The sequence below is a fragment of the uncultured Caldilinea sp. genome, from assembly GCF_937128415.1.
Lineage (GTDB): Bacteria > Chloroflexota > Anaerolineae > Caldilineales > Caldilineaceae > Caldilinea.
In genome coordinates this window covers 69,630-83,969 of sequence record NZ_CAKZMJ010000054.1, presented here as the reverse complement: position 1 = coordinate 83,969, position 14,340 = coordinate 69,630, and the positions used below count along the sequence as shown (strand labels likewise).

Genomic DNA, 14,340 nt, shown 5'->3' with positions numbered 1-14,340 from the left:
ATTGGTCAGCATCGTTTTGGTCTCTCACAGCCTAGAGCTGTCCATGGCCGTCAAGGCGCTGGCGGAGCAACAGGTGCAGGGGCGGGCCGTGATCGCGGCCGTGGGCGGCAGCGAAAACCCCTACCAGCCTTTCGGCACCGACCCCGTCGCAATCGCCGAGGCCATTGAAGCCGTCTACAACGACGACGGCGTGCTCGTGCTGATGGACCTCGGCAGCGCTGTGATCGGCGGACAGGTGGCGCTTGAGCTGTTGCCGCCGGAGCTGCGCGCCCGCGTGCGCATCTGCAGCGGGCCGTTCGTGGAAGGCGCCATGGCGGCTGCGGTTCAGGCTTCCATCGGCATGGATCTGGAGGCGGTGGCGCGGGAGGCGGAGGAAGCCATGCAGGCCAAAATCGCCGTGTTGCGCCCCGCAGAAGAACCGACGCCCTCGCCGTCACTTCCACCCGATGTCGCCGGCGTCGGAGAGGTTGCAACGACGGACAGAGCCAGCGCCGACGTGCTGGTGGTCAATCCGGCGGGATTGCATTTTGGCCCGGCCGCGCGCTTTGTCCAACTTGCGGCGCAGTTTCAGGCCGAGATTTGCGTCACCAATCTGAGCACGGGCGCAGGTCCGGCGTTGGCGAGTCGCCTCAATCGTTTGCTTGCCCTCGGGATCGAAAAGGGCCATCTGATCCGCATCGAGGCGACCGGACAAGACGCCGAAGCGGCTGTTGACCTGCTAGCCCGACAGGTGGCGCATGACGTCGCCCGTTATGGATATGCAGAGACCCCCGCCCTTACTTCGCCTGCAGCCGTTGATGCAGAAGAAAACGGCGTCGCTTTGCTGTGGGGGCAACCCGCCTCGCCCGGCATGGCCGTTGGAGACGCCGTTGTTCTGGCGGATCCTCATCCTCTGCTGGCGGCTCCCTTGGAACGACGCAGCGCAGCCCCCTTCGATCTGCAACGGGAGTGGGAGCGTCTCGAGGCGGCGGTGCACAGCGCTCGCTCCCAACTCGAAACATTGATTGCCAAAGTGCGCACGACGCTGGGCGAAGAGCAGGCGCTCATTTTTCACGCGCATCTGTTGTTGCTCGAAGACCCAGATTTCCTGGATGAGATGCGCACGGCGATTCGCGGCGGCGCCAGCGCAGAAGAGGCGACGCGGCTTGTGGTTTCGCAATGGGCGCAACGCTTTCGGCAGATGAGCGGCGCCATCTTCCAGCAACGCAGCGTGGACATCGAAGACGTAGGAAGCCGTTTGCTGCAAGCGTTGGGAGTCTATGAGCCGCAAGCCGTTGAGCTGCCGGAGAGAGCGATCGTCGTGGCCGAAACGCTTCTCCCTTCGCAGGCCGCCATGCTTGACCAACGGCGCGTGAGCGGAATTTGCACCGCCGGCGGCGGAGCCATGGCGCACGCTATCATTCTGGCGAGAAGCATGGGCATCCCCGCCATCGTCAACGTTGGGCCCTTGCTTCTGGAATCTGTCAAGTCAGGCGTGCGGCTGGCAATCGACGGCGCGCGCGGGCTGATCGTCGTCGAGCCGGACGAACCTACGCAGGCGATGTATGCGGCGGCGCAGCTGGAGGCGAACGCAGCGCGCGCCGTCGCCTGGGCGCAGGCGCAGCGCTTCACGCGCACCGCCGATGGAATCCACGTGGAGGTGGCGGCCAATCTGGGGACCGTCGATGATGTGGAGCGCGCGCTGGAGGCCGGCGCCGAGGCGGTTGGCCTGTTGCGCACCGAATTTCTTTTTCAAGATCGTCGGACGCCGCCGGACGAGATGGAGCAGGCGGAAATTTACGCCAGGCTGGCGCGCACGATGGGGGAGCGCCGCACCGTGGTGCGCACGTTCGACATCGGCGGCGACAAGCCCGCGCCCTATCTTTCCCTGCCGGCCGAGGCCAACCCTTTTCTTGGCTGGCGCGCCATTCGCATTTCACTGACCATGCCGGAATTTTTCAAGGCGCAATTGCGCGCACTGATGCGCGCCGCCGTGGAAGGAAACATCCATATTCTGCTGCCGATGGTCAGTACGATGAATGAGGTGCTGCATGTGCAGGCGCTGCTGGCCGCCGCCGCCAACGAATTGCAAGCCGCCGGCGCATCGTTTCGGGCCGACGTCCCGGTCGGCGTCATGATCGAAACGCCGGCGGCTGTTGAAATGGCCGACCGCCTGGCGGCTCTGGTTGATTTTTTCAGCATCGGCACCAACGATCTGGTGCAATACACCTTCGCCGCCGATCGCACCAATGAGCGCGTGGCCAACCTGTATGACCCGCTTCATCCGGCGGTGCTGCGTCAGATCGACCGTGTGCTGCGCGCCGCCCACCTCCAGAAGCGATGGGTGGGGCTCTGCGGCGAGATGGCCGCCGATCCGCTGGCGATCCCCCTCTTGCTGGGGTTGGGGCTGGATGAGTTCAGCATGGCCCCTGCAAGCATTCCCGTCGCCAAGCAGATCATCGGTCGGCTGACCATGCCGACGGCGCGGCGGCTGGCGCAAAAGGCGCTGCAAATGAACGATGGAGACAGCGTGCGCAACCTCGTGCGCAAAACCATGGAAGGGATCGACGTAGTATGAAACGAATGTCAACGGATGTTTTGGTGATCGGCGGCGGCTCAACCGGCGTCGGCGTGGCGTGGGACGCGGCCTTGCGCGGGCTGCGCGTGATCCTGGTCGAGAAGCGCGACCTCACGCACGGCACGACCGGTCGCTATCATGGGCTGTTGCACAGCGGCGGCCGCTACGCAGTCAAAGACCCGCAGAGCGCCATCGAGTGCATCGAGGAAAATCGCATCCTGCGCCGCACCCATGCGCACTGCATCGAAGACACAGGCGGCTTTTTCGTGGTCACGCCGGAGGATGAAGGCGATTACCCGGATCGCTTCAAGGCGGCGTGCGCGAAGGTCGGCATTCCTTGTGAGGAGATTCCGCTCCGAGAGGCGTTCCGTCGCGAGCCGCTGCTCAACCCACGCATCAGCCGCGTTTTCGAGGTGCCGGATGGGTCGGCGGACAGCTTTCTGGCGACCCACGTCACGGCGCAAGCGGCGCGGCAGGCGGGCGCGCAGATTCTGATTTACCACGAAGTGATCGATCTGCTCACCGAAGGCGGCGACGGCGACCGTCGCGTCGTCGGCGCGCGGGTGTGCGACGTCGTGCGCGGGGAAGAGGTGCGCATCGACGCCGCCATCACCGTCAACGCCGGCGGCGCCTGGGCAGGCAAAATCGCCGCGATGGCCGGCGTTCCCGTCAACGTCATCCCGGGCAAGGGCGTGATGGTGGCTGTAAACCACCGCCTGGTCAACACCGTTATCAATCGCTGCAAAATGCCCGCCGACGGCGACATCCTGGTGCCCGTGCACACGGTCGCCATCATCGGCACCACCGATGAGCGCGTCTCTGACCCGGAGATGCTCACGATCGAGCCGTGGGAAGTCGACCTGATGTTGCAGGAGGGCGACAAGCTCGTCCCCGGCCTGAGCCGCTCGCGCATTCTGCGCGCCTGGGCGGGCGTGCGGCCGCTCTATCAGGAAGGCTACACGGGCGAAAGCCGCGACGCCACGCGCGCGTTGGCGCTGCTCGACCATCGGCGACGGGACGGCGTCGCCGGCTTCCTCACCATCACCGGCGGCAAGTGGACGACTTTTCGCCTGATGGCTGAAAAGACCGTGGATAAGGTCTGCGAGCAGCTTGGCGTCGAGCGCCCCTGCCTGACGGCGACCACGCCCGTGCCCGGCGCGGAGCAGGGGCACTACTGGCTCGGCCATCGTCTGCACGAGGTGGAGGAGGCGCGACTGCAAGGCGACCTGATCTGCGAATGCGAGCTGGTGACGCGCGCCATGATCGAGCAGGCGGTCGCCAATAACCCCACGGTGACGCTGGACGACCTGCGCCGCGATGTGCGGTTGGGCATGGGACCCTGTCAAGGCGGCTTTTGCACCTTCCGCGCCGCCGGCATCCTCCATGAGCTTCGGTTGCATGCGCAGGAGACTCAGGCGCAAACCGACGTCAACGGCGGGCCGCCCTGGAACGTCGCCTATCTGCAGTCCCCGCGCCACAGTGTGCAGACAAAGCCCGCAGCGTTTAACCCAAAAGTTTCGCCGCTGGACAACCCCAACCTGCTGCTGCGCGACTTTCTCCAGGAGCGCTGGCGCGGCCTGACGCCGGTGCTTTGGGGGCGACAGCTCAAACAGGAGCGGCTGGACGAATTGATCTATCTCACCATCATGAACGTCGACCATCTGCCGGAGGATGGCGAGGCCAGCCCTCTGACAGAGTTCTGGCGGTTCGACGCCGCCGGCGCCAAGGAGGATGGACAATGATGCTGGACCTGCTTGTGATCGGCGCAGGATTGACGGGCTTGACGGCTGCGCTGCGCGCGGCGGAGGCCGGTCTGCGCGTCAAGGTCATCGCCAAGGGCATGGGCGCGCTCTACTGGACGCCGGGGACCATCGACGTCCTGGGTTACCTCGGCGCGGAGGAACGCGCTGTGCAGCGCCCCTGGGAGCGCATCGACGAGCTGCCGGAGCGCCATCCCTATCGAATCGTCGGCGTCAAACGCGCCCAGGAGGCGATCGAGTGGTTTCGCATTCGCACCGCCGAACTTGGACTCGACTACGGCGGACGCAAGGGCGGCGACAATGCGCTTACGCCCTCTCCCGTAGGCGCATGGCGCCCCAGCTATCTGTTGCCGGCCGGCCAACGCGCCGGCGACGCAGAGGACGGTCGACCGATGGTCATCGTTGGCTTTCAAGGCATGCGCGACTTCTACCCTCACCTGATCGCCCGCAACCTCGAGGCGCAAGGGCAGGCTGCGCGGGCAGCCGTCTTGCCGTGGAGCGTGCTCAGCGAGCGTCGCGACCGCAACAGCGTGCAGCTGGCGGAGGCGCTCGACGAGCCGACGACGCAACAGCGCCTGATCGACGCGCTCAGGCTGGTCGTCAAGCCGGGGGAGCGCATCGGGCTGCCCGCCATTTTGGGGCGAGAGGCGCATGCCCGGGTGTTGACTGCGCTCACGCAGGAGCTCAACGCCGCCGTCTTCGAGATCGCCACGCTGCCGCCCAGCGTCCCCGGCATTCGGCTGGCGACGGCGCTGCGTCGCAGCCTGGAGGGGCGAGGCGTGCGCGTCGAGATCGGAATGGAAGCGATCGATTTCCACGCCCAGGATGGCGTGATTGAATTCGTGGAGACGGCGACCAGCGCACGCCCGCTCAAGCACCGGGCCAAGGCTTTTCTGCTGGCCACGGGAGGCGTGCTCGGCGGCGGCTTCGACAGCAACCCCGATGGCCGCTTCTGGGAGACGGTCTTCGACCTGCCGCTCACCACGCCGCAGGATCGTCGGCGATGGTTCCGCCCCCTCTTTCTTGACCCGCAAGGGCATCCTGCGCTGCGCGGGGGCGTGGCCGTCAACGACGCCTTCCAGCCCATCGATGCCGCGGGCAACGTCGTGTATGCTAACCTCTGGGCTGCCGGCGGCCTGCTGGCGCACGCCGACCCGATCGCAGAGCGCAGCCTGGAGGGCGTCGCCATCGCCAGCGCCGTGGCGGCGGTGGAGGCAATCAAACTTGGCAGTTTCGCACATGCGTAGTTTCCATAAATCGGAGAATTTGTATGGCGCCTGTTTCATGGCACTCGGTCGATCTGACGCTCGACGAGTGCATTAAGTGCAACATCTGCACCAGCCATTGTCCGGTTTCGGCGGTGACCGATCTCTTTCCCGGCCCCAAATACGTCGGCCCCCAGGCCCAGCGCTTTCGCGAAGGCGGTCAATCCCGCTCGCCCGACCATTCGGTCGATTACTGTTCGGGCTGTCGCGTTTGCAACGAAGTCTGTCCGACCGGGGTCAGAATCGCCGAGTTGAACGCGCGCGCCCGCGCGCAGATCGTGGCCGAAAAAGGACTGCCTCTACGCAATCGACTGCTGGGACGCAATGAGCTGCTCGGCAAGCTGGGCAGCTTTGCGCCGGCGCTGGCCAACTTCGCCCTTCACAACGCATTCAGCCGCTTCATGGCGGAAAAGGTGATGGGCATCGCGCGCGAGGCGCCCCTGCCCACGTGGAGCACCTCCGGCACCTTTCGCGACTGGCTGAAGCGCACGCGCGACCGGCGGCTGAAATCTGACAAAAAGGTCGTCTATTTTCACGGCTGCGCCACCATGTACTACGAGCCGTTCATCGGCAAGGCGGCGGTCGTCGTGCTGGAGCACAACGGCTATGAGGTGATCGTGCCCGAACAAAATTGCTGTGGGCTGCCGCTGCTCTCCAACGGCGAGTTCAACGCTGCGCGCACCTATCACCACAACAACGTAAGCAGGCTGGCCGGCTACGCGCGCACCGGGCTGCCGATCGTCGGCACGAGCACAAGCTGCACGCTCACGCTCAAGGAGGAGGCGCCTGAGCTGCTTGACTATCACGACGAGCCGGCGACTACGCTCAAACTGGGAACCTACGACATCTTCGAGTGGCTGCGCGAATTGTACGAAGCGGGCGAGCTGCGCACCGACTTTCAGCCGCTTCCGCTCAAGTTGCCCTATCATGCGCCCTGTCAGCAGCGCGCCCATCGCATCGGCAAACCGGCGTTGGAGTTGATGGCGCTGATCCCGGAACTGGATCTGGCCGAATCGCACGCCCGTTGCTGCGGCATCGCCGGCACCTACGGCTACAAGGTCGAGAAGTATCAGATCGCAATGGACGTCGGCGCCGAGCTGTTTGAGTTTGTGAAGGCGCAGGGCCAGGACGTGCGCTACACTGCGTGCGACTCGGAGACCTGTCGCTGGCAGCTCGAACATGGAACCGCGCTGCCGAGCCGACATCCGATCGAGATTCTCGCCGCCGCCTATGGCCTGTACGATCTGGAGCGTCGCGATGTCGTCGCAGGAAAGAGATAGACGCTGACATGGCCTGGAACGTTTTGATCATCGGCGCCGGGGCGATCGGCTGTCTGGTGGGTGGAAAGCTGGCTATGGCGAGCCAGCACGTGACGCTGGTGGGCCGGCGCGCCTTTGTGGAGCAGGTGCGGGCGCAAGGGCTGAAGTTGACCGACGAGCAGGGCGCGCACACAGTGCGCAACATGCGTCCGGTCGCCAGCATTCAGGAGGCCTACGACCGCTCGGAAAGCGCCTTTGACCTGGCGATCTTCACCGTCAAGAGCTATGACACGGCTGCCGCAGCAGCGGAATATCGGCAGGCGTTGAGTGAAACAGGCGCGCCGCCGCCGATCTTTTTGAGCGTGCAGAACGGCGTCGGCAATGAAGAGAGCATCGCCCAGATTGCGGACAGGGCGGCGGTGGTGGCGGGCAGCATCACGACGCCGGTGAGCGTCGTGGGGCCGGGCGCCATCCACGTCGACAAACCGCGCTATGGGCTGGGGCTGGCGTCATGGCGGGGAGCGGAAGCCGCCTTGGGCGACGTCTGCGCGCTGATGGAGCTGGCCGGCTTCGCCGTGCAGCGGTACGGCAGCGCGGCCTCCATGAAATGGACCAAGCTGCTGATGAACATGATGGGCAACGCCACCTGCGCCATTCTCGACGAACCGCCTGAAGTCGTTTTCGCCGACAACCGCATGGTGGACATCGAGATCGCGGCGTGGCGAGAGGCGCTGGCGGTGATGGCGGCCTCCCACATCGCGCCGGTGGACCTGGACGGCTATCCCTTCGGCAAGCTGGCGCCGTTGATTCGCTACGCGCCGAAGGCGCTGCTCCGTCCGATCTTGCGCAAACAGATTGGCCGCGCGCGCGGGGGCAAGATGCCCAGTTTACACATCGACCTGCACGCCAACAAGGGCAAAAGTGAGGTGCGCTGGCTCAACGGCGCCGTCGTGGAGAAAGGCAGGCAAGTGGGCGCGTTCACCCCCGTCAACGCGTTGCTGACCGACACCCTGCTGCGACTGGTCGCGCATCCAGAAGAACGCCCCGGCTGGAAGGGCGCCCATGACCGTCTATGGCAGGCGGCCCGGAGAGTGTGATGTGGCGTGGTGCGCGATGCGCGGCGCACGACGCAACACGCACCACGCCACATCACTTCAGAATTTGCTGGAGGAAGAGTTTCGTCCGGTCGTGTTGAGGATTGGTGAAGAAGTGCTCGGGCGTTCCGATCTCCACGATCTCGCCGCCGTCCATAAAGACGATGCGGTCGGCGACGCCCTTGGCGAAACCCATCTCATGCGTCACCACGACCATCGTCATGCCCGATTCGGCCAGCTCCTCCATCACCTCGAGCACCTCGCGGATCATTTCCGGGTCCAGCGCTGAAGTCGGCTCGTCGAAGAGCATGATCTTGGGCTGCATCGCCAGCGCGCGTGCGATCGCCACGCGCTGCTGCTGGCCGCCGGAGAGTTGCCCTGGATATTTATGCGCCTGCTCTGGGATGCCGACGCGCTCCAACAGTTGCATGGCGCGCTCTTCGGCGTCCTTTTTTTTCATCTTGCGCACATGGATCGGCGCCAGCGTGATGTTCTGCAACACCGTCAGGTGGGGGAAGAGGTTGAACTGTTGAAAGACCATGCCGGTCTCCATGCGGATGGCCTCAATGTTGCGCACGTCGTGCGTCAGCGGGATGCCGTCGACGATGATCTCGCCGCTCTGATGCTCCTCCAGGCGGTTGATGGTGCGGATAAAGGTCGATTTGCCTGAGCCGGACGGCCCGATGATCACCACCACCTCTTTGCGCTTCACCGTCAGGCTGACGTTCTTCAGCGCATGAAAGTCGCCGTACCATTTGTTGACATTTCGGACGATAATGATATCGGTGTCTTCTGCATGACCTGCCATATGCGTCGTTTCCCAGTCTAAAATAAATTTACGTTCAGAAGATGCGGCTCTCGAGACGCATCTCGAAATTTTCTTTTTTACTGCCGTTTTCCAAAGCCGAGCTTGCTCTCCAGCTTGCGGCTGGCGAAGCTCATGCCATAGCTGAAGACGAAGAAAACCACCGCAATGAACACGTACACTTCTCTTGCGATCCCGCCGGGCGTGCCCAACCATTCCGGCTGTTGGATGACCGCTTTGCCGACCGCGACCAGCTCCAGCAAGCCGACCAGCGAGGCCAGGGAGGTGTCTTTGAAAAGGCCGATGAACTGACCGACGATGGCCGGAATCACCTTGGTCAACGCCTGTGGCAAGATTATAAAACGCAGACTGTCGAACGCGCTCAAGCCGAGTGCATCCGCGGCCTCGTACTGGCCTTTGGGAATGGCCTGCAAGCCGCCGCGCACATTTTCCGCCAGATAGGCGGCGCTGAAGAGCGTGATGGCCGTCATCGCCCGCACGAGCAGGGAAGGATTGCCCCAGCCGCTTGGCAAAAAGAGCGGCAGCATGGTCATGCCCATGAACAGCAGCGTGATCAGCGGCACGCCGCGGATCAGCTCGATGTAACCGATGCAGAACCATTTGATGACCGGCAATTTGCTGCGCCTTCCCAGCGCAAGCAACACGCCGATCGGAAAGCTCAGGGCGATGCCGACGACCGCCAGCAACATCGTCAACATCAGGCCGCCCCACAGGTTGACTTCGACGAACGGCGCAAACTGCCAGCGAACGCCCAGCGCCGGCAGGTTGACGCCTCCGCCTAACAAAATGAAAGTGAGCGGCAAGCTGACGACCCATCCCAGCGCCAGCCATCGGCTGGGAATGGGGACGCGTGCGCCGACGCCGTAGCCGATCAACAGCAGCCCGAGGCCGGCCGCCATCACCAGTTGCGCCTGCGCGCCGATCGGAATGATGGCGAACAGCAGGAGCAACGCTGCGAGACCGACGCCCAAATTGCGCATGATGCTGCCCCACCGGCCGGCGCTCAAGCCGAAGAGCGCACTGACCATCAGCAGCACCGCCGCCGGCTGCCACATCTGTGCAACCGGATAGAGGCCGACGGCGAAGAGCTTGCGATTTTCCCACACCGGCTGCCAAAACGCGCCGGACACCCAGCGCACCAGGCCGGTGACGATAAAATAGAGCGCCACCGCCGTGACCAGCGTCAGAATCGTGTTGCCGACGCTGCTGAACAGATTGGCGCGCAGCCAGCCGATTGGGCCGACCTCGGTGACGGGCGGCTTTTGCGCCGGCGCAGGGTGATTGGTGTTGACCCAAGTGGTTGAGCGAATTTCCGTCGTCATCGGTGCATTCCTCCGCCTTGCCCTTGCCTTTTTGACCCGCTACCGCTCCACCAGTGCAATGCGCTTGTTGTACCAGTTCATAAAGAGTGAGGTGATCAGGCTGAAAGAAAGGTAGGTCCCCATCACCATCAGAATCACCTGCACCTCGGCGCCGGTCTGGTTGACGATGGTGCGCGAGACGTTGAAGAGGTCGGGGTATCCCACGGCGATTGCCAGGCTGGAGTTTTTGACCAGATTCAGATACTGGCTGGTGAGAGGCGGGATGATCACGCGCAGGGCCTGCGGCAACACGATCAGGCGCAGCGTCTGGCCGGTGTTGAGCCCGAGCGCCCGACTCGCCTCCCATTGTCCCTTGTTGACGGCGCTGATGCCTGCGCGCACAATTTCGGCGATAAAGGCGCCGGTGTAGACGACCAGCGCAATCAACAGCGCAGCGAACTCCGGCGTCAGGCTCAGCCCGCCGCGAAAGTTGAAGCCCTGAAGCTGCGGCTCGCTGACCGCCAGCGGGGCAGGCGTCTCCCACTCGAGGCGCACCGCCTCGGCCGGCAGGTTGATGAAGCGAAACGTTCCATCCCCCTCTGTGAGGCCGGTGGCGACGACGCGACCTTCGCGATCGAAGAGTTTGATCGGAACGTAGGCCAGCGTGCGGTCGACGCCCGGCTCATAGACGCCGTTGCGATTCACGTCCTCAAACAGCGTGCCGCGGTCTCCGCGTCGCAGCTCATACGCGGTGGCCTCAGGCATGGATGCAGTCATGTCTGCGGCGAAGTATCCGATGACAGCCAATGCGAGAAAGACGAGAATGCCCGGCAGGGCGGCGCTTCCTGTCAGGCCATTCCGCTCCAGATGTCTGCGACGCAACCAACTCGCCGCAATGCCGAGGACAAAACCCGCCAGAAGCCAGGCCAGCCATATGCGCCCGGTTTCTGTGACAAAAATCCAGGTCAGGTGGATGCCTCGGTTGGTGAGATAGCCCAAATTCCCCAGCTCGGTGGCCTCTTGAATGCCGGGCAGGGCCGCGATCACGCCGACGTACCAGAACAACAACTGAACGAGAAGCGGCGTGCTCCGAAAAATCTCGACGTAGACGGCGGCCAGACGGCTCAGCAGCCAGTTCGTGGAGACGCGCGCAATGCCTGCGAACAGCCCCAGCAGCGTGGCCAGGACGATGCCCACGACGCCGACGCGCAAAGTGTTGGCGACGCCGACCAGAAAGGCGCGACCATAGCTCTCGTCGGGACGAAAAGCCGGCCCCTCGGAGATGCCGAACCCCGCCGTCTGATTTAAGAACGCCCAGGAGAGCGCACCGCCGGCGGCGGTGTTGCTGGCGGCGAGACGCGCCACCATGTTGCTATAGAGAAACCAGCCGGTCAAAGCCAGAGCAATCAGAAAAATCAACTGAAGGACAACGGCGATGACGCGCGTGTCTCGAAAGAATGGAGGCCGCGAAGTTGGAAAAGTCGAGCTTGCCATAAGCGCTTGAGATTCTGATAGCTCGAAGGCGTACGTCCTTTTACGAAGAAACCTTCCAGGGGCGCCCCTGGAAGGTTTCCACGACAATCGTTCGATTTACCGGAACGGCGGGGCGTACAGGAGGCCGCCCTCCGTCCACAGCGCATTGAGGCCGCGCGGCAGATTGAACGGCGTATTCGGACCGAGATTGCGGTCGTAGATTTCACCGTAGTTGCCGACCTGTTTGATCACCTGCACCATGAAATCGTTGGGCAGGCCGAGCTTGGCGCCCATCTCGCCCTCGACGCCAAGGAGGCGCTTGATCGTCGGGTCGTCGCTGCTCATCATTTGGTCGACGTTCTGGCTGGTGACGCCGCTCTCCTCCGCCTGGATCAGCCCAAAGACCACCCAACGCACGGCGTCCGCCCACACCGGGTCGCCCTGGAAGACTGCGCCTGCCAGCGGCTCTTTGGACATCGTCTCTTCCAGGATCATGTGTTCATCAGGGTTGGTGAGCTTGGTCAGCGTGGCCACCAGGCCGGATTTATCGGTGGTGAAGCCGTCGCAGCGCCCTTCGTCGTAGGCGCCGGCCGTCTTGTCGTTGTCCTCAAAGACGACGGGGGTGAAATCCAACCCTTTGGCCCGGAAAACGTCGGCCAAGTTCAGCTCGGTGGTCGTTCCGCTCTGCACACAGACGGTGGCGCCGTCCATGTCTTCCAGGCTGGTGATGCCGCTGTTCTTGCGCACCATCATGCCCTGGCCATCATAGAAGTTCACCGGCATGAACTCCATGCCGACCTCGGCGCTATCGCGCGTCAACGTCCAGGTGGTGTTGCGGAAAAGGACGTCCACCTCTCCGGACTTCACCAGCGTGAAGCGATCGGTGCCGCTGGCGTAGCGATACTCGACGGCATTGGCGTCGCCCAGGACTGCTGCAGCCACAGCCTTGCAGAAGTCGACGTCGAAGCCGCTGTAGTTGCCGTTTGCATCGACGTTGCCGAAGCCGGGCACTTGATTGTTGACGCCGCAGATCAGTCGGCCCCGACCTTTGACGATATCGAGAAGGCTGCCAGCCTGCGCCGCCGGTTCAGTCGCTGCAACCTCCGCCGGGGCGGGCGCTGCGGCGGGCGCCGGCGCCGGCGCCGCGCACGCCGAATAGATGACGGCGATGATCAACAGCGAGACACCTAACAGAGTCAGTCGTTTGTTCATGGCGTTCTCCTTTTGTTTGCTTGTGTGGTTGAAACATTCAAGATGAATCTGGCAGAGAAAGCAGAGAAATCTGGTTAGGGTCCGCAAAACGACGCTGAGTCCGCTGAAAACTAGGCAGAATCGGCGAGCAGGCGTTCAAACATTCGCTTGCTACGGATGATTGTCTTCTCTGGACGGTCTTCGGGTGCGACGAATATAGCATGCGACCGATCTTCTGTCAAATCATTTGGGTGGTGCAAGCCTGCGCCGCCTGCAAGATGCGTCGCCGGCGCTGGAACTTCGGAAGGGGCGGCCTCGTTTGGGGTTCGTGAACCTGTGCGTTATAATCCTTCAAAACTTTACACGGCGCAAGCCGTAGGCTTGGAGTGAACTGAACAATGTCACCAGAATTGATTAATACGATCGGCACCATTGTCGGTGTGCTGGTTGCAGCGTTGGGCGCCTTTCTGTTCGCTTTCTGGATCGCCATGGGCATCTGGACGTTCAACGACATTCGTTCGCGCACGCACGACTGGCTCGTGATTACGCTGGCCGTGGCGCTCGTGTTGATTTTCCCATTGATCGGCTTCATCCTCTATCTGATGATTCGCCCCAAGGCCACGTTGGCGGAGATTTATGACCGCGCGCTGGAGGAAGAGGCGTTGCTGCGCGAGCTTGAGGAGACGATGACCTGCCACCACTGCGGCGTCCCTGTGAAAGAAGGCTGGGTCTATTGTCCCAACTGCCACAGCCAACTGCAACATTCCTGTCCTGGCTGTGGCAAACTGGTGCGAAACGAGTGGGAGATTTGCGTCTATTGCGGCGCGCCGCAACCGCGCGCTGCGCTCAGGCCGCAGCTGCAAGGCGTTCAGCCGACCCCTCAGTTGCAACCCGCAGCGTCTCCGACCCCGCTCGCTTCTGTAGCTTCGTCTTTGCGCAATCCATTCCGGCGCAGCGCTGCGCCTCCTTCCGCTGCACCCTTCCAGGACGACGTTGAAGACGATCCGTATCGTCCTGCGCGCACGCCGCCCATCGACTCGTGAGAGGGCGGGGATAGAAATCCCCCTCTATTGCTTGTTACGTTCAACTCACCGCAAGCACTTCAGCGTTCGTCACCCGTAGTAGCTCCGCCAAGGTCAAGCGCATCATCGTGCGGTCATCGCCGCCGCCGCCGAAGATCACGCCGCCGTGGCGCTCCACCGCCTCTTGTATGCTGGCGTCCACGATCACCGGCAGGGCGTTGGCATGGCCGAAGGGCGGCACGCCGCCGGCCGGATAGCCGAGGAGCATCGCCACCGTTTCGGCGGGCGCCAGCGTCACGCGTTTCTTGCCGACGCCGAAGCGCTCCGCCAGCTTCGCCTTGTCGACGCGTCGCTCGCCATGGCTGATCACCACCACAGGCGCCGGCTCCATCTGCCCCGGGCGCTCCACCAGAAAGAGCAAGGTCTTGATGATCTGCTCTGGCTCGACGCCGAGGGTGCGCGCGGCCGCAGGCACCGTCGGCGTGTGACCGATATCGCGAAGCAGCTCGGCGCGAATCTCACGTTCGACGAGAAATCGCTGCAGATCATCCGGTGTGCGCAAAACGAACTCCATGAAGAACTCCAATCAATT

General features: G+C 63.4%; 11 protein-coding genes. 6 read left to right on the top strand and 5 right to left on the bottom strand.

Features of this window, described 5'->3' with window-relative positions; all coding sequences use genetic code 11:
- The first annotated feature begins 1 nt into the window (after position 1).
- The 5 genes from ptsP to Q0367_RS08095 are packed head-to-tail and all read left to right on the top strand — an operon-like array spanning position 2 to position 7,938.
- The gene (gene ptsP / locus Q0367_RS08115) at positions 2–2,557 is read left to right on the top strand and encodes a phosphoenolpyruvate--protein phosphotransferase (RefSeq protein ID WP_298981479.1); all 2,556 of its coding nucleotides are present in this window, start codon (positions 2–4) and stop codon (positions 2,555–2,557) included.
- On the top strand, positions 2,554–4,299 hold the full coding sequence (gene glpA / locus Q0367_RS08110; RefSeq protein ID WP_298981478.1) for an anaerobic glycerol-3-phosphate dehydrogenase subunit GlpA: 1,746 nt from the start codon (positions 2,554–2,556) through the stop codon (positions 4,297–4,299). The genes ptsP and glpA overlap by 4 nt, the downstream gene beginning before the upstream one ends.
- Positions 4,296–5,564, top strand: a complete 1,269-nt coding sequence (gene glpB, locus Q0367_RS08105) for a glycerol-3-phosphate dehydrogenase subunit GlpB (RefSeq protein WP_298981477.1) — start codon at positions 4,296–4,298, stop codon at positions 5,562–5,564. The genes glpA and glpB overlap by 4 nt, the downstream gene beginning before the upstream one ends.
- A gap of 23 nt (positions 5,565–5,587) precedes the next feature.
- Positions 5,588–6,862, top strand: a complete 1,275-nt coding sequence (locus Q0367_RS08100) for an anaerobic glycerol-3-phosphate dehydrogenase subunit C (RefSeq protein ID WP_298981476.1) — start codon at positions 5,588–5,590, stop codon at positions 6,860–6,862.
- Positions 6,863–6,870: 8 nt separating this feature from the next.
- Positions 6,871–7,938, top strand: coding sequence for a ketopantoate reductase family protein (locus tag Q0367_RS08095; protein ID WP_297630473.1), 1,068 nt, complete (start codon positions 6,871–6,873; stop codon positions 7,936–7,938).
- Positions 7,939–7,990: 52 nt separating this feature from the next.
- Here the strand turns inward: Q0367_RS08095 and Q0367_RS08090 are convergent, their stop codons facing one another.
- From Q0367_RS08090 to Q0367_RS08075, 4 genes are all read right to left on the bottom strand, one after another.
- Positions 7,991–8,743: an amino acid ABC transporter ATP-binding protein gene (locus Q0367_RS08090; RefSeq protein WP_297630484.1), complete on the bottom strand. Its 753-nt coding sequence runs from the start codon at positions 8,741–8,743 to the stop codon at positions 7,991–7,993.
- Between the two features lie 77 nt (positions 8,744–8,820).
- Entirely contained in the window at positions 8,821–10,083 is a 1,263-nt protein-coding gene (locus Q0367_RS08085; protein ID WP_297630487.1) for an amino acid ABC transporter permease, read from the bottom strand.
- Between the two features lie 39 nt (positions 10,084–10,122).
- Positions 10,123–11,556 (bottom strand): ABC transporter permease subunit, encoded by a 1,434-nt coding sequence (locus Q0367_RS08080; protein ID WP_298981475.1) that lies wholly within the window; start codon positions 11,554–11,556, stop codon positions 10,123–10,125.
- Between the two features lie 96 nt (positions 11,557–11,652).
- Positions 11,653–12,747, bottom strand: coding sequence for an amino acid ABC transporter substrate-binding protein (locus Q0367_RS08075; protein ID WP_297630495.1), 1,095 nt, complete (start codon positions 12,745–12,747; stop codon positions 11,653–11,655).
- Positions 12,748–13,124: 377 nt separating this feature from the next.
- Here Q0367_RS08075 and Q0367_RS08070 point away from each other — a divergent pair, with 377 nt between their 5' ends.
- A complete protein-coding gene (locus Q0367_RS08070) occupies positions 13,125–13,769 on the top strand; it encodes a double zinc ribbon domain-containing protein (RefSeq protein ID WP_297630498.1) in 645 nt (214 codons plus the stop codon).
- Between the two features lie 40 nt (positions 13,770–13,809).
- Here the strand turns inward: Q0367_RS08070 and Q0367_RS08065 are convergent, their stop codons facing one another.
- A complete protein-coding gene (locus Q0367_RS08065; protein ID WP_298981474.1) occupies positions 13,810–14,322 on the bottom strand; it encodes an aminoacyl-tRNA deacylase in 513 nt (170 codons plus the stop codon).
- Between the last annotated feature and the right edge of the window lie 18 nt (positions 14,323–14,340).

Bases quoted from the DNA above. Each gene is read 5' to 3' on its own strand.
- Q0367_RS08100 (WP_298981476.1), top strand. From the start codon at position 5,588: ATGGCGCCTGTTTCATGGCACTCGGTCGATCTGACGCTCGACGAGTGC.
- Q0367_RS08085 (WP_297630487.1), bottom strand. From the start codon at position 10,083: ATGACGACGGAAATTCGCTCAACCACTTGGGTCAACACCAATCACCCT.
- Q0367_RS08080 (WP_298981475.1), bottom strand. From the start codon at position 11,556: ATGGCAAGCTCGACTTTTCCAACTTCGCGGCCTCCATTCTTTCGAGAC.
- Q0367_RS08075 (WP_297630495.1), bottom strand. From the start codon at position 12,747: ATGAACAAACGACTGACTCTGTTAGGTGTCTCGCTGTTGATCATCGCC.
- Q0367_RS08065 (WP_298981474.1), bottom strand. From the start codon at position 14,322: ATGGAGTTCGTTTTGCGCACACCGGATGATCTGCAGCGATTTCTCGTC.
- Q0367_RS08070 (WP_297630498.1), top strand. From the start codon at position 13,125: ATGTCACCAGAATTGATTAATACGATCGGCACCATTGTCGGTGTGCTG.
- Q0367_RS08095 (WP_297630473.1), top strand. From the start codon at position 6,871: ATGGCCTGGAACGTTTTGATCATCGGCGCCGGGGCGATCGGCTGTCTG.
- Q0367_RS08090 (WP_297630484.1), bottom strand. From the start codon at position 8,743: ATGGCAGGTCATGCAGAAGACACCGATATCATTATCGTCCGAAATGTC.
- glpB (WP_298981477.1), top strand. From the start codon at position 4,296: ATGATGCTGGACCTGCTTGTGATCGGCGCAGGATTGACGGGCTTGACG.
- glpA (WP_298981478.1), top strand. From the start codon at position 2,554: ATGAAACGAATGTCAACGGATGTTTTGGTGATCGGCGGCGGCTCAACC.